The organism is Maribacter forsetii DSM 18668 (assembly GCF_000744105.1).
Classification (GTDB): Bacteria; Bacteroidota; Bacteroidia; order Flavobacteriales; family Flavobacteriaceae; genus Maribacter; species Maribacter forsetii.
This window is the reverse complement of the sequence record NZ_JQLH01000001.1, coordinates 3,495,099-3,511,030: the sequence shown is the minus strand read 5'-3', so window position 1 is coordinate 3,511,030 and position 15,932 is coordinate 3,495,099. Positions and strand designations below refer to the sequence as shown.

Below are 15,932 nucleotides of genomic sequence, written 5' to 3'. Positions count from 1 at the left end.
TTTAAATAGAACAAAAAAGCTAAGAAAATGAAACCACTAAAAAAAGAAGATATTAAGCAAGAGGTATTTGATTTGTATGATGCCTATGCCCATAATAAACTAGAACGTAGAGACTTTGTACAGAAACTGTCCATGTACGCCGTAGGTGGTCTCACAGTGCCATCGTTAATGAGTTTTCTAATGCCAGATTATGAGAATACTTTTTTGGTTGATAAAAACAATCCAGATTTGGATTCGGGTTTCATTACTTATAATTCTCATAAAGGAGGTGGTGAAATCAATGCATTATTATCCAAACCAAAATCGGCAGAAGGCAAATTGCCAGGTATCGTAGTGGTTCATGAAAATAGAGGATTGAACCCCTATGTTGAAGATACAGCGAGAAGAGCAGCTTTGGCTGGTTTTATAACTATTGCACCAGACGCATTGAGTCCGTTAGGTGGTTACCCTGGTAATGACGATGAAGGTCGCGCTATGCAACGTAAAAGAGATAGAAATGAAATGCTTGAAGATTTTATAGCGGCATTCGAGTATTTGAAAAATCATGAAGATTGCAATGGTAAAATCGGTGTAGTAGGTTTTTGTTTCGGTGGATGGATTTCTAATATGATGGCAGTAAAAGTATCGGATTTATCTGCTGCAGTACCTTTTTATGGAGGACAACCAACAGAGGGTATTGAAAACATTAATGCACCATTAATGTTACAGTATGCCGGATTGGATGAACGCGTGAATGCGGGTTGGCCAGCATATGAAAAAGCATTGAATGAATTAGGTAAAGAGAATGTTGCTTATTTCTATGACAATGTAAATCATGGCTTTCATAATACGTCTACACCTAGGTATGATGAACCAGCGGCAGAATTAGCTTGGTCACGTACCATGGATTTTTTCAAAAAAAAATTAGTATAAAGCACTGGTTTTAAGGACTTGTAGGTGTGATTGAACTGGTGAAGTTTCTGATATAGAGCTAGTAATCAATTTGTTTGAGTTAAGCTAACACGGCTAATCCCTTTAATTTTGTAGTATAAACAATCTAAAAACACACACATTATGAGAAGTCTATTATGGTTAGTAGCAGTTATTTGTATAATTATATGGTTATTGGGAATGTTAGGTATAGTACCAGGTCTTGCAACCGGTAGTTTAGTTCACATTTTATTAGTAATAGCGGTTATCGTTATTCTTTACAATATCATTTCAGGTAAAAAGGTCTTGTAATTTCAATTTTACAAACCAATTTTATCAAAAAAATATATGAACCCTTGATTAATGTCAAGGGTTTTTTTATGCTTAAATAGTATCTTTAGTACTATGATTAGACCTTATGTACTTGCCGAAACCAATTGGGAACATTTAAAAGATGAAAAAATAGAATTGGCAATTTTGCCATGGGGAGCCACAGAAGCTCATAATTATCATTTACCCTATGGTACGGATAATTATCAAGTACAAAGTATGGCTGAGTCTGCTGCTGGTGTCTCTTGGGAGAAAGGAAGAAAGGTAATGGTTTTGCCTACTATACCTTTTGGTGTTAATACAGGTCAGAGTGACATATATTTAGATATGAATTTGAATCCGTCTACTCAATTGGTTATTTTAAAGGATTTGGTAACCGTACTAAATAGGCAAGGCATAAAGAAATTATTGCTGTTCAATGGTCACGGAGGTAATAATTTTAAACCGATTATAAGGGAATTAGGATTATTGTTCCCAGACATGTTTATCAGTTTTTGTTTCTTTCCACCCATGTTCGATAAATCTAAATATTTTAAGGAAGAGGGTGATCATGCCGATGAAATGGAAACGAGTTTAATGCTTTATTTAAGACCTGATTTAGTATTGTCAAAGGAGAAATGGGGTAGTGGTAGTGCTAAAAAGTTTAGGATAAAGGCTTATAATGAAGGTTGGGCTTGGGCAGAAAGGCAGTGGTCAAAGGTTAGTAGTGATACGGGTATAGGTAATCCGGAGTTTGCTACTACAGATAAAGGAGAGCGTTTTTTTAATGATGTGTGTGCAAAGTTAGATGATTTATTTTGCTCACTTTGCGACGCTGATTTGGAAGATCTTTATATTTAATTTTTTACAACAATTAAATGTTCTGCTGTAGATTCTTTTATGGCTGCTCGTTTTAGGTGAATATCCAAATCAATTTTTAAAGAAAAAAGGGCACTTAGAATAATTATATTTTTAAATATGTATTGCCCTGCTAAAGTAAAAACCAATTCACCTTTTCCAAAAATCTCCTCTGGCATTAAAAATAGAGGTGTAAATGTGAATAGAATATGAATTATAGCAATACTGATAATAATTCTAGGTTTCCAATTAAGTAGAAGAAAGATGCCTATCAATGTTTCGCCTACTGCTAATAATAGTAACCCTAATTGAGAAGGTAGAAATCCTAATGTTAGTATACCAATAGTGTCTTTGGCTAAATCTTCAGCCGGACTCAAATGTGGTATAAATTTAATACATCCAAAAATTAGATAAACAACTCCAATAGAGTTTCGAAGAATATTGGACTTTAATTTTTCTAATCTTTTCATCGAATGGAAGACATTTGTTTAATGATTATTTTAGACCATATATAGGCAGCATTTACTAAACACCAAGATAATGGTTAATCAGTATTTAATTCTTTGTTGGCTAAATCAATATAAGACTGCATGGCTTTTTTCTTGCTCATATTCTTTGCCTGAATTAGTGCATTTGCTTTAAAAGCATTAATTAATGGAGTTTTACTGCCAGGATTGTCAAAATTGGCATTTGCAATCTTATAGTAAGCATATAGTTTTAAAAGTATATCTGCCGGTATTGGTTCAGTATAGTTATTGACCAAGGCAACGGTCTCCTCAAATTCAATACGTAATTTCTTCATTTTCGTTTGGGTCAACAAAAGTAGCTATACAAGTCTCATTACCTTTAACCTTTTGGTTTAGCTTTACATTAATTTGGCAATCTAAAGGTAAAAACAAATCGACTCTAGAACCAAATTTTATAAATCCTGCATCGTCTCCCTGTTGTACGCTTTCTCCTTTTTCGGCATAATTTACAATTCGTCTAGCAAGTGCACCAGCTATTTGTCTGTATAGGATTTCGCCAAACTTAGGGGTTTTTATAACTACAGTGGTTCTTTCATTTTCTTCACTTGATTTTGGGTGCCAGGCAACTAAAAATTTACCAGGGTGGTATTTGGAAAAAGTAATTAAACCACTAGCGGGATATCTAGTTACGTGAACATTGACCGGTGACATAAAAATAGAAACCTGTCTTCTTTTCTCATTAAAATATTCTTTCTCTAAAACTTCTTCTATAACTACAACTTTCCCATCTACAGGAGAAAGAATTTCATTGAAATCCTTTCTTGCCAATCTCTTTGGATTTCTAAAGAATTGCAAAATTATAATAAGTAAAACTAGACCAAGAATTTGTATAGCTAATTTTAGCCATGCTATGTCAATAAAGTAGTGGGCCAAGATTATACTTGAACCTATAATCAAAAAAGAAAACAATATTATTTTTTGTCCCTCTCTATGAAACATAACTGAAAATATTTAAAGTTAAATAAGCAAATGGTGCGGCAAAGACCAGGCTGTCCAATCGATCTAACATACCGCCATGGCCAGGTAATATGGCTCCGCTATCCTTTACACCTGCAGCTCTTTTAAATTTAGATTCTATTAAATCACCAAGGCTACCGGCTACTACAATAACCGTTGCAAGAATCATCCATTGAACAGGACTTATAAGAGCTTCAAAAGTAGCCATTAAATAAGCTGCCGCTAGTGCAAATATAAAACCTCCTAAAGTACCTTCAATGGTTTTTTTAGGAGAAACTGAAGGAAAAAGTTTAGTTCTGCCAATACTTTTGCCTACTAGGTATGCAAATGAGTCGTTTACCCATATTAAAATAAAAATACCCATAATCAATAGTTTGGCAAACGCATCGTTTTTATAAGGTATCATTGTCAGAAAAATACAACCTCCGCCTATGTAAAAAAGACCGATTAAGAATTTTAATGTCGTATTAAGTTTTAAAGGTTTTTTAGCAAATAGATTATATAATAGATAAATATCTATTGCTATGGTAATAACCATAAGAATATTAATGATCTGCTGGTCTTTGACTAAATAGATATAGGCCCACCATAGTGCTAAATAGGCTGCAAAAATATGATAGCCTTTTAAGTGTACTAATTTTTTATACTCGTATAAACAAGCAAGTCCAAAGGTCATAAATAAAAAATCAAAGGCATCAGAACTTAAAAAGACTGCTGACAATAATAGGATTATGTACACAGCCCCTGTTAGTGACCTTCTTAGAATTTCTTTCATACTATAAATCTTCCAGAAGTAAAAGATAAAGATTTTTAGTACTACTACCATAAGTTAGAAAATCATCTGAATTCTCTGCGGTAGCTTTAAAGTGTTTTAATGTAGTTATATTGGCCGGTATTCTTTGGCCGTATTTTTTCTTGATGGTCTTTAAACCTTCTCCTATGGATTCTATTAACTGGCTAGTAGTGGCAAACACCACAACATTGCTAGGTAGTTCGTTTACCTTTTTTTCTAATAGTTGGTTGGAACAAACCAGAATACTGCCGTTTTGGGCTATAAGATGCTCACAAGTGGTAAAAAATACTTCGCTGTCGCGAGCATTATCAGTAAACGTAATAGATTCCTTAGAAAATTTTTGGGCTAGCCTTTCATTGAGAACAAAGAAAGGCTCACTTTCCCAATTATTTTCTGTAACAATATTTCTAATTGCTTTTGAAACTTCTGCGTCAGAATCGCAATAAATGAACTTACCTCCGTTCTGCTTAAAATGAATTGTAAATTTTTCATCAACAGGAATATTTAAATCAGGCATATGATCGCCGCGCGTTTCCGCGGTTTCCTTAGAAACCTTCTTCTTGCCACCACCAAATAAAATATCTAAAAACCCCATTTATGTTGTTGAAATAATTGCTGATCTAAAGTATTGCAATATTACTTATTCTCTGTAATTTCTTGCTCTTCTGTAGATTTGTTGTCCTCTTCTTCTTTCAGTTTCTTTTCGTTTTCCAAGGCTAAAATATCCTTTTCGAAATTTCGCTTACCAAAGATTTTTTCTAAATCTTCCTTAAAGATAACTTCTTTCTCCAACAATCTTTCAGCTAAAGTTGTAAGTTTATCCTTATTGTCAGTTAAAACCTTGATAGCGCGTTGATACTGCTCTTCAATTATTTTAGAAATTTCAGCATCTATCTTACGAGCGGTGTCCTCACTATAAGGTTTTGAGAAACCATAAGAATCTTGGCCAGAAGAATCATAATAGGTAATATTACCTATTTCATCATTAAGACCGTAGATAGTTACCATTGCCCTTGCTTGTTTGGTGACTTTTTCTAAATCACTTAAAGCACCGGTAGAAATTTTATTGAAAATAACTTTCTCTGCAGCTCTACCACCCATAGTTGCACACATTTCGTCCAACATTTGTTCAGGTCTAACAATTAAACGCTCTTCAGGTAAATACCATGCAGCACCTAATGATTGCCCTCTTGGTACAATAGTAACCTTCACTAAAGGAGCAGCGTGTTCTAACATCCAACTAGTGGTTGCATGACCAGCCTCGTGATAGGCAATAGTCTCTTTCTCACCTGGAGTAATAATTTTATTTTTCTTTTCAAGACCACCTACAATTCTATCTACAGCATCTAAGAAATCTTGCTTGGTTACCGCTTTTTTCTCGTTTCTAGCTGCAATTAATGCCGCTTCGTTACAAACATTTGCAATATCTGCACCAGAGAAACCAGGAGTTTGTCTAGCCAAGAAATCAAGATCAAGAGTCTCTGCCGTTTTAATAGGTCTTAAGTGAACTTCAAAAATTTCTTTACGCTCGCGAATATCCGGTAGGTCAACATAAATTTGTCTATCAAATCTACCTGCACGCATTAATGCTTTGTCCAATACATCTGCACGGTTGGTTGCTGCAAGTACAATAACATTTGTATTTGTACCAAAACCGTCCATTTCAGTTAATAATTGATTCAATGTATTTTCACGTTCGTCATTAGAACCTGTAAAGTTATTTTTACCTCTAGCTCTACCAATGGCATCAATTTCATCAATAAAAATAATGGCTGGAGATTTGTCTTTTGCTTGCTTGAACAAATCACGTACTCTAGATGCACCAACACCTACGAACATTTCTACGAAATCTGAACCGGATAACGAGAAGAAAGGCACTTTAGCTTCACCGGCAACGGCTTTGGCTAAAAGGGTCTTACCTGTTCCTGGAGGTCCTACAAGCAATGCTCCTTTAGGTATTTTACCACCTAATGAGGTATACTTATCAGGATTTCTTAAAAACTCAACAATCTCTTCTACTTCTTCTTTTGCACCTTCTAAACCAGCGACATCTTTAAAGGAAGTTCTAGTATCTGTCTTTTCGTCAAATAATTTTGCTTTAGACTTACCAATATTGAAAATTTGACCTCCTGCGCCACCGCCGCCACCGCCGGACATTCTGCGCATTAAGTATATCCAAATACCAATAATCAATACAAATGGTAATAGAGATAACAAGAAATCTAAAATGGCTGTAGACTCTTTACCAAATTCAATAATAGTATCTAAATTATTTTCTTTTTTGATTTCAGTTATTTCATTCTGAAATATTTGAAGATCACCGTAATCTAAGGTATACTGAGGAACATTACCAGAAGATGGTAGAAATGATTTCTCGTTCACATCTTTATGTACCTCTTTAGCAATAGCCTCATCGGTTAAAAATACTTTAGCTTGATTTGTATTTGTGATAATTAAAATCTTCTTAACATCACCATTTCGCAAATACTGCTGTAATTCTGAAGTAGTCGTTTTTTGGGTACTAGCTAAATCATCACTATTGAATAATTGAAATCCAATTAGTAATACTGCTACTAATCCATAAATCCACCAAGAACTAAATTTTGGTTTTTTCGGATTTGTTTTGTTTTCTTTTGCCATTTTAATTTTTTATTAGTTTACGCTACTTTCTATGGTTGTGAATTTTGCATCTCCCCATAAACCTTCTATGTCATAAAACTCTCGAACTTGCTTTTGGAATATATGAACAACTACATTTACGTAGTCCATTAGTACCCATTCCGCATTGTCCTCGCCTTCTACGTGCCAAGGTTTATCTTGAATCGCTTTACTTACTGTTTTTTGGATAGAACCTACTATAGCATTTACATGCGTATTTGAAGTACCGTTACAAACTATGAAGTAATCACAAACGGTATTCTCAATTTCTCTTAAATCTAATAGGTTGATATTGTGACCTTTTACTTCGTCAATTCCCTGAATTATTAATGCAATTAACTCATCTTTGCTAGTTTTACTTTCCTGCATTCAAAAATTTTAGTTTTTACAAAGTTATTATTTTTTTGTTCTTTTAGGACTAGTTTTTAACAATACATTAAAGATTCACAATAAGAACAGTAAATGCAAATAATCAAACTTGATGCCACGCAATCTACAAACACCTATTTAAAGGACCTGTCATTTAAAAAAGAACTTGATGATTTTACTGTGATTACCACAAGTAATCAAACTTTAGGTAGGGGGCAAATGAGTGCTAAATGGGAGTCTGAACCGGGTAAAAACTTAGCATTCAGTATGTTGAAAAATAATATTAACATACCAATACAGCGTGTTTTTTTGGTAAGTGTTTGTGTATCTCTTGCCATTGTAGATGCTTTATACCGTTTAGGAATTCCTGATTTAAGCATTAAATGGCCTAACGACATTCTGTCAGGTAATTCTAAAATAGGGGGTATATTGATAGAAAATATTTTGTCCGGGTCTAAAATTAAACGAACTATTATAGGATTTGGCTTAAATGTGAATCAAGAAGTTTTCAAAAACGCACCAAATGCATCTTCATTGAAAAATATTATGGATGTAGATTTTAATCTTGATTCGGTTTTTTATTCCCTAATAGAACAGTTGCATTTGTATTTAAACAAACCAATAGATTCTTTAGAGCAAGAATTGTATGCGCAATATCATTCTTACTTATTTAAAATAGGAGATAGGAGTAGTTTTAAAAATCAAGATGGTTCACAATTTACCGGCACAATAGAAAAAGTTTCTATTGGCGGTAAACTTATTGTGAGACATGAAGATGGTGGTCTTCAAGAATATGGGTTAAAAGAAATACAGCTAATGTATTAGACCTTTGCCAAATTCGTTGATAATGTATTGATGAAATTGGTAATAGGTTTTTTGATCATCATTGCCATCATAGCATTGAATTCACCTTTAAAACTTAGAACAACTTCACTCTTATTCGCATCTATTTCTATGATATCTGCTGTTAATGTAAAAGGTAGTTTTTCACTAGCGGCACCCAAAACAATTTGACTGAAAGGTGTTTGTTCTTTCTTTTCCAAAACAATTTCTGGCATACCTTTTAAAGCAAAAAGAAATCTATTCTCATTTAAAACTTCAAATTTGTCAATATTTTCAGGCATTAACAATCTAAAATTAGGCAGGTCATTTAAGAAGTTAAAAGTGTCTTCTGTATTTTTAGATATTTCTGCCTTAGGTGTTTCTATAAACATAATTATTTATTTGTCCATTTAGAAGGGTCTTTCCTCCATTCCATTAATGTAATCAACTGCTCTTCTTTTACGTATCCCGTTTCAGATGCTTGTTCAATTAAATATTCGTAGCTACTTAAAGTGTGTAGCTCTGTATTTTTTTCTTCAAAATTTTTGGTGGCGGTTTCAAATCCGTAAGTAAAGATTGCCAACATGCCCTTTACGCTCGCGTCAATAGCTCTTAGGGCGTCTACGGCATTTAAGCTGCTTTTTCCTGTGCTAATTAAATCTTCTATAACAACAACCGTTTGGTGCGCTTCTAAATGACCTTCTATCTGATTTTGACGACCGTGGGATTTAGGCTCAGGCCTTACATATACGAAAGGTAAATTTAGTTTGTCAGCAACTAAAGCCCCAATTCCTATTGCTCCTGTAGCTACACCTACAATACAATCTGGCTTGCCATAAAGTTGTTCTACTTGCTTTGCCATTTCATCGCGGATATAGTTTCTGATGATAGGATAGGATAGTAAAATTCTATTATCGCAGTATATTGGAGATTTCCAACCCGAAGCCCATGTAAAAGGATTTTCCGGTGTCAATTTTATTGCATTAATTTGCAAGAGAAGCTCTGCTGTTTTTTTTGCAGTGTTTTTGTCTAAAACCATGACGCAAATGTATAAAGTTTTTGTTAATGAATTGCCTTTGATTTTGACAAATAAACTCTCTGATACAACAAATGGGGAGTATTTTTCATTAAATCAAGAATCAATAGAAGAGGCAATAAGTTCATTGAGGAAGGGGAAATTGAGGGAAGCGTTTATTTATCATCCTAATTACGATGAAATTTTAAAAAAGTTTACTCAAGTTATTCCCTTAGTAATTGCCGGTGGCGGTGTAGTAAGAAATAAAGAGGGGAAAGTACTTTTTATCTACAGAAACGATAAATGGGATTTACCTAAAGGTAAATTGGACAAGGGTGAGTCTATAGAGGAATGTGCCATACGTGAGGTAGAAGAAGAAACTGGTGTTAGAGGTCTTGTTATAGATAATTATATTAGAACAACGTATCATGTCTTTAAGCGTAACGGAATCAATAAACTTAAACAGGTTTATTGGTATGATATGAGTACCGATTTTGATGGCAAATTAAAGCCAGAGAAAAAAGAAGGCATTTTTAAAGTACGCTGGAAAGGACCAGAGAAAATTAAAAAGGCCCTGGAAAATTCATACGTAAACATCAAAATACTATTCGGAGAAGATTAAAAGTTACTTTTTTATCTTATAAACCGGATATTGTAAATGTGCTTTTTCGTAAAGATCACTTTGCTTAAAAAGCCAATCTAATTGCTTGTACCAGTTTTCGTTGAAATCTGAATCAAGCATTTTTTTATCCTCAAATTTTGCTTTAAGAATAGTGTCGTTTTCTAACATTTTAAGGGCGGTATCTTCAAACACATAAGGGGAGAAGCCCTCTTTTTGTTGAAGAATGGTATCAAAGAAATTCCAGTTAAAAAATGAATCTACTGCAGATGGCTCTAAAGTTTCTAGAATATATCTAAAACCAGGCTGATTTGTAGGTACTATGATGTCGCCTGCATGAAATTCTTTTGTTTCATATGATGTAGTCACAGTAGTATTATAGTGTGGGTAGTGGCCTTCATAAGGAGATGAATATGTTTGGTATTCATGTATTTTATAAGATTCTACAGATATGGTTGAATCTTTTTGAAGAGTGGTATAGGTTATCTTATTTAAATGTAATTTTTCAATGATATTATCCCACTGTCTTCCTATCACGTATGCTTTAGGAATTTTAATAGAATCTGAGGCAATGAAATAATCTTGATAGGCTACTTCGGTTTCTATTGGTACTTCTCGGTTGTATTTTAACCTTTTTAAATCTGTAACTTCACTAATTATGGTATCTGCCTTATAGCCCTTAAATATATACTTGCTAACATTTGTAGTGTCAACTTCATAGGCAATGGGGTAATATTCTTTTGCGTTGTTTTTTAAGAATGCGGCATCTCTTAAAGATTTTATTTTACTTCCGTCTTTTTCGGCAATGGCAATCATTTTTCGCATGAGTTCATAAGTGCCTTCTACACGCATGTCGTATGGCTTTAGCATATGAGTTTCTACCATCATGCCAACAGTATTAAATAATGTAGTGTAGCCTGTAGAATATCTAGGGTGATCCATGAACTGTTTAAAACCTTTTTCTGGCGGACTATTGAAGACATTTACATAAGGTGTAATATCCCAATTAGATTTGGATAAAGAATCTTGTAATTGGGGCATTAATGAACCATGAATATATTCACCTAATTCACCGCCCAATTTATTGTGTTGTGTAAATAAATGTGTAAGAGTATATTGGTAGTCTGCACCGTTGCTTACATGGTTGTCTATAAAAACATCAGGATTTATGAGGTGAAAGATTTCTGCAAAAGTTTCTGCATTCTTGGTGTCCGTTTTTATAAAATCTCTATTTAAATCGTAGTTTTTGGCATTACCTCTAAATCCATATTCCAAAGGTCCGTTTTGGTTTGCACGTGAGGTACTATTCCTATTTAGTGCGCCACCAACGTTATAAATTGGTATAGTGGCAATTATAGTTTCTTTTGGAGTTTCAATCTCATTACTTGCCAAATCGCGAAATAATAACATGGTTGCGTCAATGCCATCACTTTCACCGGGGTGAATACCATTGTTGATTAACATTATAGTATTGTTTTCGCTTAACTTTTTAAAGTCAAAATCGCCCTTGTCGCTGAAAGTAACTATATGCAACGGTTTACCGCTATCTGTAGTACCAATGGTTTGTATGTTGATTGAAGAAAATTCTTTTGATAATTTTAGGTAAAAATCTATGACCTCCTCATAGGTGGCAGTTTCTGTTTTGTTCGATACTTCATAAGGAGTAGGAAAATCTGTCTTTGTATTTTCAACTTTACTTTCGCAAGAGAAAATTAAGAACGCTAAAATGAGGATTGATATATTTTTCATGTACAGACAATTTTAATGGTGATGAATTCCATTCACTGAATGTAAAAATAATCAATACTTCTATTGACTTAAGCTACTTGGGTAATTTCTGTAATTTTATTTCTGTCAATTGGTTTTTGGTTGAAAGTGATTAAGTGGTGGCTTTTGTTTTTATAATATTCCCATTGTTTCTTGTCATAGGGGTCTATAGAAGAGGTTACAATGTTAATTCTGATTTTGTTGGTTATTGGAAGTTCAATAAAGGCCTCTAAAAACTCCCAGCCGTCCATTATGGGCATATTGATGTCCAAAAATATAACCTGTGGAATTGCCTTTTTATTTGTGTAGAAATCAGTTATTGCGTCTAATGCAATTTTACCGTTTTCATATGATTGTATTGAATTGCATTCAACACTTGAAGATATTAATTTACGTAAACCAAATACTGTTATAGCATCGTCGTCAATTATAGTGATGTCACTAATTTTTTTCATTAAAGAAAATTTTAAATTTTGTTCCTTTTCCTACTTCACTACTAACTTCTACTTTGCCGTTCATAGCGTCTATTTGGTTTTTTGTCAAGTACAGACCAATGCCTCTTGCATCTTTGTGGTCATGAAAGGTTTTATACATGCCAAAAAGTTTTTCACCGTATTTGTTTAGGTCGATACCTAGCCCATTATCCTTTATGGAAACAATGGAGTAACCCTCCTTTTTCTCGGCACTTAGAATAACATGTCCGCCTCTTTCTGGATGTCTGTATTTAACTGCATTGGTAATAAAGTTGGTTATGATACTATCTAAGTATGCCGGTACTGCTTTTATGTTGAAACTCGCAGGAATATTATTTTCAATTTTACTTTTGTTGTTAGAAATAAATGGAGATAGATTTTGGCATACATCAACAACCTTGTTATGTAAGTTTATTTCTTTGATTTCAATATTGGTATTTGTGTTAATTGAAACAACCTCGTTTAAATTATCTAAGGTTTCTAATAGATTATTTGAAGCTTTAGTTAGCATTGAAACTATATTCTTCTTTTCAACTTCATCTTCTTCGCTTTCCAAAAAGTTTAAGAGCATGGAGAAATTAGCAGAGTGAGAACGTAGGTTATGTGAAACTATATGTGCAAAGTTCAACAGTTTTTTATTTTGAACCGATGCAATGTTTATAATATTTCTAAGCTCTTTTTCTTTTTCTTTTAATGTTGATATATCTAAGCTGATTCCTACAATACCATATGCTTCACCTTTATTGTTTAAAAGAGGTATTTTAGAACTTAGAAAAGAGGTTTCTTTACCGTCTAAAGTGGTTTTTACAGTCTCTTTCCCTATTACAGGTCTAAGCGTGTTCATTACCTTTAAGTCTTCTTTCCTAGACTTTTTAGCGGCATCGTATGAATACAATTCAAAATCACTTTTTCCTATAATTTCCTTTGGGTCATTAATCCCTAAATACTCACATTCAGCTTTATTGACTAAAACCTTTCTAGATTCGGTATCTTTTATATAAACATTTACGGGTAGGTTATCAATCAGTGTTCTAAGTAATTTTTCATTGTCAATAGTCTTTAAATCCGCTTCTACTTGCTCATGAATATCTTGAAATGTACCTATTAAACCAACCATTTCGCCTTTATTGTAAATAGGTTTTCCGCCGGCCATTACCCATTTTTCTTTACCTGTGGCCGTTATAATTTGCAGCTTTAGATTACTCCAGGATTTACCTTTGTTTTGAGCTTCAAATAATGCCATTGAAATAGTGTTTCTACTATGACCTTCTTTATAATAGAAAAGAGCTGTTTCAATATTTGGATGAAAATCTGGAGAAACCTCATGAATAGACTTTGTGGTGGAGCACCAGAATAATTGGTTGTCTACAATATTATATTCCCATCTTCCAATTTTGGTAATTTCTGCTTGCTGTTGCAAGAGTAACTCTTTCTTGTTGAGTTCTAGCTCATTGTTTACAGCTTCGGTAATGTTACTTAATTGAATTATAGCCCCTACTATATTTTCATTGGTGTCGTACCATGGTGCATTTGTCCATTCAAACCATAGCTCTTGCCCATTAGAGTCGATAGTTTGATGAATACCCATAGGTTGTGGGTTTCCTTTAAAACAATTATCTAAAACCATTTTCCATTTATGGCTTAGGTTAGGGAAAACCGCAAATAAGCTTTTAGAGGTAATACGCTCTTCATTCTTATTAAAAATACTCGTCCATTTATCAGATGTCTGAACAATGTTGTAATTAGTGTCAATAAAAGCCGTTGGTGTTGGCAATTGTCTAATTAGGTACGAGGCACTTGATATCTGGGGAACTTTTATCATACCGGTGTAATTTCTTACGAATGTAGTGCGATTGCTATATTTTGTGGAAAATTTGTTGTGAATATTATCATTATCGTTGTAAATGGTTTAATTTACTATATAATCAATGACTTTTTACTTTTTATTGAAATAAAATTTAAAAGTAGTGCCATGCCCAGGAGAACTGTCAACGGTAATTTTTCCATTCATTGCGTCCATTTGATTTTTGGTTATGTACAGGCCAATTCCACGAGATTCTTTGTTTCTGTGAAAAGTTTTATAAAGACCGAATAATTGATCTCCATATTTTTCCAAATCAATACCTAGACCATTATCCTCAATACATAAAATAGTATAATTTTTGTTCTCTTCAGTACTTAATATAATTATTGGAGCTTTATCATCAGATTTATATTTTATCGAATTTGTAATGCAATTTGTTAGTATGCTATTTAAATAGGCGGGTAAAGCCTTAACTTTTATATCATCGGATATCTCGTTGATAATTTTACCATTATTCTGTTTTAACAGACCGGCTACATTTTGTTCAACAATAAAAACACTTTCATTTAAAGGAAGTAATTTTTTTTCATTATTCAAATTAGATTTTACGGCAACTATTTCTCTTAACCCTTTTATCGTTTCCGATAAGTTGTCAGATGCATTGAAAAGCATTGTCATGTACTTATTGCGTTGAGATAACCCTTTTTCATCGTTTAAGAAATTTAATAACAACGAAAAGTTTGTTGCGTGGGTTTTTAAATTATGAGAGACCATATGTGCAAAATTTAGCAATTGATCGTTTTTCTCTCTAGAGGCACTTATGGTATTTTTCAATTTCTTCTCTAATTTCGTTTGGGTGGTAATATTTTCAATAGTACATAGGATACTTTTTTTATTGTTTAATCCTTTAACTAAGCTACCGGTAACCTTAAGATTTAAGCTGTGGTTAGATTTATTTGAAAATGTAAACTTTACTGGTTCAAAAGATTCTTTTTCTTTTAATTGCGTAACTAGGTCGGTTTCTTTATTTAGAAAAGATTTGCCAATAAATTCTTTGAAATTCTTATTGATAAAATATTCTTTTTCAAAACCGGATAGTTTTATGAACTGTTGATTTACATTTAAAAAGTTGCCATTTTCAAAATCAATAATGGCTAAACCTAAAGGCACTTTCTCAAATAAAGGATATTCACTTAATTCAGCCTCAAGGATGGTTTTTTTAACCTCAATTTTATTATCTTCATCTACTTGTTGAATTGTGCCTATTATTCTAGTACAAGTACCATCTTTAAACTTAGGTCTTCCAATGGTATTTACCCATATTAAGTTCCCGTTTTTTTGTCTTAACTGCGCTTTTACGTTCCAGGGCTTACCTAGATTGATAGCGTCTTCCACAACTTTTTGTATTAATTTTTGAGATTCGTCCACATAAAATTCTATAGCATTTTCTAGAGTGGGTTCAAAATCTATGGGAAGGCCGTGAATTTTATTTACAATAGGTGTCCAAAGCAAAGAATTATTTAAAGCATCAAGTTCCCAACTTCCAATTTTGGCAACTGAAGCTTTATTGTTAAGTAGTAATTTGGTCTTGTTGAGTTCTAGCTCTAATTCTTGAGTTTTAGTTATAGGTTCAATTTTTATAATCACACCTATTATATTGCCATAACCATCTTTCCAAGGGTTTAGGTGCCAAATAGAATCTTCTGATGAATACTGGCAATCATTAGCGTTATACTTAAATTTGATATCCCGAAGCCCATCTAAACTATATTTTAGTCTAGTTTTCAGTTCTTGAGCTAGTTCTGGAAATAAATCAACAAAGTGTTTACCTTCTACTTGATCTAAATTTAACTGAAAATTGGCCTCCCATCTTGGTGAGGCACTAATTAATTTAAAATCTGTATCTATAATTACAATAGAAGATGGAATTTGCTTGATCCAGTCTAAAGAAAACGATGAACTATTTTTTGATCTAATCATTGGTGGAAAGAATTTTCTTACGAATTTATAGGAAAATTACAGTTTGCCCATGTAAATTGTTGTGTTTTTGTG

Annotated in this window: 18 protein-coding genes; 5 read left to right on the top strand and 13 right to left on the bottom strand. The window is 33.2% G+C overall.

Annotation, left to right across the window (positions count from 1 at the left end):
- The first annotated feature begins 27 nt into the window (after positions 1-27).
- The 3 genes from P177_RS14985 to P177_RS14975 all read left to right on the top strand — a co-directional run bounded on the left by P177_RS14985 (position 28) and on the right by P177_RS14975 (position 2,079).
- Complete coding sequence (locus P177_RS14985; RefSeq protein ID WP_036156021.1) at positions 28-912, top strand: dienelactone hydrolase family protein; 885 nt, start codon at positions 28-30, stop codon at positions 910-912.
- A gap of 141 nt (positions 913-1,053) precedes the next feature.
- Positions 1,054-1,221 carry a lmo0937 family membrane protein gene (locus P177_RS20120; RefSeq protein ID WP_027067903.1) on the top strand — a complete coding sequence of 56 codons (168 nt, stop codon included), beginning with the start codon at positions 1,054-1,056 and terminating at the stop codon, positions 1,219-1,221.
- 93 nt (positions 1,222-1,314) lie between these two features.
- Positions 1,315-2,079: a creatininase family protein gene (locus P177_RS14975; RefSeq protein WP_036156019.1), complete on the top strand. Its 765-nt coding sequence runs from the start codon at positions 1,315-1,317 to the stop codon at positions 2,077-2,079.
- On the opposite strand, the gene P177_RS14970 is transcribed toward P177_RS14975, so the two are convergent.
- The 7 genes from P177_RS14970 to rsfS all read right to left on the bottom strand — a co-directional run bounded on the left by P177_RS14970 (position 2,076) and on the right by rsfS (position 7,380).
- A complete protein-coding gene (locus tag P177_RS14970) occupies positions 2,076-2,546 on the bottom strand; it encodes a hypothetical protein (RefSeq protein ID WP_051941865.1) in 471 nt (156 codons plus the stop codon). The two genes, P177_RS14975 and P177_RS14970, sit on opposite strands and share 4 nt — an antisense overlap.
- Before the next feature lie 74 nt (positions 2,547-2,620).
- Positions 2,621-2,878 (bottom strand): acyl-CoA-binding protein, encoded by a 258-nt coding sequence (locus tag P177_RS14965; protein WP_036156018.1) that lies wholly within the window; start codon positions 2,876-2,878, stop codon positions 2,621-2,623.
- Positions 2,859-3,542 carry a phosphatidylserine decarboxylase family protein gene (locus P177_RS14960; protein ID WP_036156016.1) on the bottom strand — a complete coding sequence of 228 codons (684 nt, stop codon included), beginning with the start codon at positions 3,540-3,542 and terminating at the stop codon, positions 2,859-2,861. Before P177_RS14960 ends, P177_RS14965 begins: the two co-directional genes overlap by 20 nt.
- Positions 3,532-4,335, bottom strand: a complete 804-nt coding sequence (locus P177_RS14955; RefSeq protein ID WP_036156014.1) for a phosphatidate cytidylyltransferase — start codon at positions 4,333-4,335, stop codon at positions 3,532-3,534. The genes P177_RS14960 and P177_RS14955 overlap by 11 nt, the downstream gene beginning before the upstream one ends.
- A gap of 1 nt (position 4,336) precedes the next feature.
- Positions 4,337-4,948, bottom strand: coding sequence for an LUD domain-containing protein (locus P177_RS14950; RefSeq protein ID WP_036156013.1), 612 nt, complete (start codon positions 4,946-4,948; stop codon positions 4,337-4,339).
- Between the two features lie 41 nt (positions 4,949-4,989).
- On the bottom strand, positions 4,990-6,993 hold the full coding sequence (ftsH, locus tag P177_RS14945) for an ATP-dependent zinc metalloprotease FtsH (protein WP_036156011.1): 2,004 nt from the start codon (positions 6,991-6,993) through the stop codon (positions 4,990-4,992).
- Between the two features lie 12 nt (positions 6,994-7,005).
- Positions 7,006-7,380, bottom strand: a complete 375-nt coding sequence (rsfS, locus tag P177_RS14940; RefSeq protein ID WP_036156009.1) for a ribosome silencing factor — start codon at positions 7,378-7,380, stop codon at positions 7,006-7,008.
- Between the two features lie 93 nt (positions 7,381-7,473).
- Here rsfS and P177_RS14935 point away from each other — a divergent pair, with 93 nt between their 5' ends.
- Entirely contained in the window at positions 7,474-8,205 is a 732-nt protein-coding gene (locus tag P177_RS14935) for a biotin--[acetyl-CoA-carboxylase] ligase (RefSeq protein WP_036156007.1), read from the top strand.
- On the opposite strand, the gene P177_RS14930 is transcribed toward P177_RS14935, so the two are convergent.
- Together P177_RS14930 and pyrE are read right to left on the bottom strand one after the other, a co-directional pair.
- On the bottom strand, positions 8,202-8,594 hold the full coding sequence (locus P177_RS14930) for a hypothetical protein (RefSeq protein WP_036156005.1): 393 nt from the start codon (positions 8,592-8,594) through the stop codon (positions 8,202-8,204). The genes P177_RS14935 and P177_RS14930 overlap by 4 nt on opposite strands.
- Before the next feature lie 2 nt (positions 8,595-8,596).
- Positions 8,597-9,241, bottom strand: a complete 645-nt coding sequence (pyrE, locus tag P177_RS14925) for an orotate phosphoribosyltransferase (protein WP_036156003.1) — start codon at positions 9,239-9,241, stop codon at positions 8,597-8,599.
- A 7-nt stretch (positions 9,242-9,248) separates the two neighbouring features.
- Between pyrE and P177_RS14920 the strand changes: the two genes are divergently transcribed.
- A complete protein-coding gene (locus P177_RS14920) occupies positions 9,249-9,839 on the top strand; it encodes an NUDIX hydrolase (RefSeq protein WP_036158568.1) in 591 nt (196 codons plus the stop codon).
- A gap of 3 nt (positions 9,840-9,842) precedes the next feature.
- On the opposite strand, the gene P177_RS14915 is transcribed toward P177_RS14920, so the two are convergent.
- The 4 genes from P177_RS14915 to P177_RS19495 form a co-directional block, all read right to left on the bottom strand.
- Positions 9,843-11,585, bottom strand: coding sequence for a M14 family metallopeptidase (locus P177_RS14915; RefSeq protein WP_036156001.1), 1,743 nt, complete (start codon positions 11,583-11,585; stop codon positions 9,843-9,845).
- A gap of 68 nt (positions 11,586-11,653) precedes the next feature.
- On the bottom strand, positions 11,654-12,058 hold the full coding sequence (locus tag P177_RS14910) for a response regulator (RefSeq protein ID WP_036155999.1): 405 nt from the start codon (positions 12,056-12,058) through the stop codon (positions 11,654-11,656).
- On the bottom strand, positions 12,045-13,898 hold the full coding sequence (locus tag P177_RS19500; RefSeq protein ID WP_051941864.1) for a PAS domain S-box protein: 1,854 nt from the start codon (positions 13,896-13,898) through the stop codon (positions 12,045-12,047). The genes P177_RS14910 and P177_RS19500 overlap by 14 nt, the downstream gene beginning before the upstream one ends.
- Positions 13,899-14,012: 114 nt before the next feature.
- Entirely contained in the window at positions 14,013-15,860 is a 1,848-nt protein-coding gene (locus P177_RS19495; protein WP_051941863.1) for a PAS domain S-box protein, read from the bottom strand.
- Positions 15,861-15,932 lie beyond the last annotated feature (72 nt).

Coding starts and splice junctions, on each gene's coding strand:
- P177_RS14985 (WP_036156021.1), top strand. CDS start 28: ATGAAACCACTAAAAAAAGAAGATATTAAGCAAGAGGTATTTGATTTG.
- P177_RS20120 (WP_027067903.1), top strand. CDS start 1,054: ATGAGAAGTCTATTATGGTTAGTAGCAGTTATTTGTATAATTATATGG.
- P177_RS14975 (WP_036156019.1), top strand. CDS start 1,315: ATGATTAGACCTTATGTACTTGCCGAAACCAATTGGGAACATTTAAAA.
- P177_RS14970 (WP_051941865.1), bottom strand. CDS start 2,546: ATGAAAAGATTAGAAAAATTAAAGTCCAATATTCTTCGAAACTCTATT.
- P177_RS14965 (WP_036156018.1), bottom strand. CDS start 2,878: ATGAAGAAATTACGTATTGAATTTGAGGAGACCGTTGCCTTGGTCAAT.
- P177_RS14960 (WP_036156016.1), bottom strand. CDS start 3,542: ATGTTTCATAGAGAGGGACAAAAAATAATATTGTTTTCTTTTTTGATT.
- P177_RS14955 (WP_036156014.1), bottom strand. CDS start 4,335: ATGAAAGAAATTCTAAGAAGGTCACTAACAGGGGCTGTGTACATAATC.
- P177_RS14950 (WP_036156013.1), bottom strand. CDS start 4,948: ATGGGGTTTTTAGATATTTTATTTGGTGGTGGCAAGAAGAAGGTTTCT.
- ftsH (WP_036156011.1), bottom strand. CDS start 6,993: ATGGCAAAAGAAAACAAAACAAATCCGAAAAAACCAAAATTTAGTTCT.
- rsfS (WP_036156009.1), bottom strand. CDS start 7,380: ATGCAGGAAAGTAAAACTAGCAAAGATGAGTTAATTGCATTAATAATT.
- P177_RS14935 (WP_036156007.1), top strand. CDS start 7,474: ATGCAAATAATCAAACTTGATGCCACGCAATCTACAAACACCTATTTA.
- P177_RS14930 (WP_036156005.1), bottom strand. CDS start 8,594: ATGTTTATAGAAACACCTAAGGCAGAAATATCTAAAAATACAGAAGAC.
- pyrE (WP_036156003.1), bottom strand. CDS start 9,241: ATGGTTTTAGACAAAAACACTGCAAAAAAAACAGCAGAGCTTCTCTTG.
- P177_RS14920 (WP_036158568.1), top strand. CDS start 9,249: ATGTATAAAGTTTTTGTTAATGAATTGCCTTTGATTTTGACAAATAAA.
- P177_RS14915 (WP_036156001.1), bottom strand. CDS start 11,585: ATGAAAAATATATCAATCCTCATTTTAGCGTTCTTAATTTTCTCTTGC.
- P177_RS14910 (WP_036155999.1), bottom strand. CDS start 12,058: ATGAAAAAAATTAGTGACATCACTATAATTGACGACGATGCTATAACA.
- P177_RS19500 (WP_051941864.1), bottom strand. CDS start 13,898: ATGATAAAAGTTCCCCAGATATCAAGTGCCTCGTACCTAATTAGACAA.
- P177_RS19495 (WP_051941863.1), bottom strand. CDS start 15,860: ATGATTAGATCAAAAAATAGTTCATCGTTTTCTTTAGACTGGATCAAG.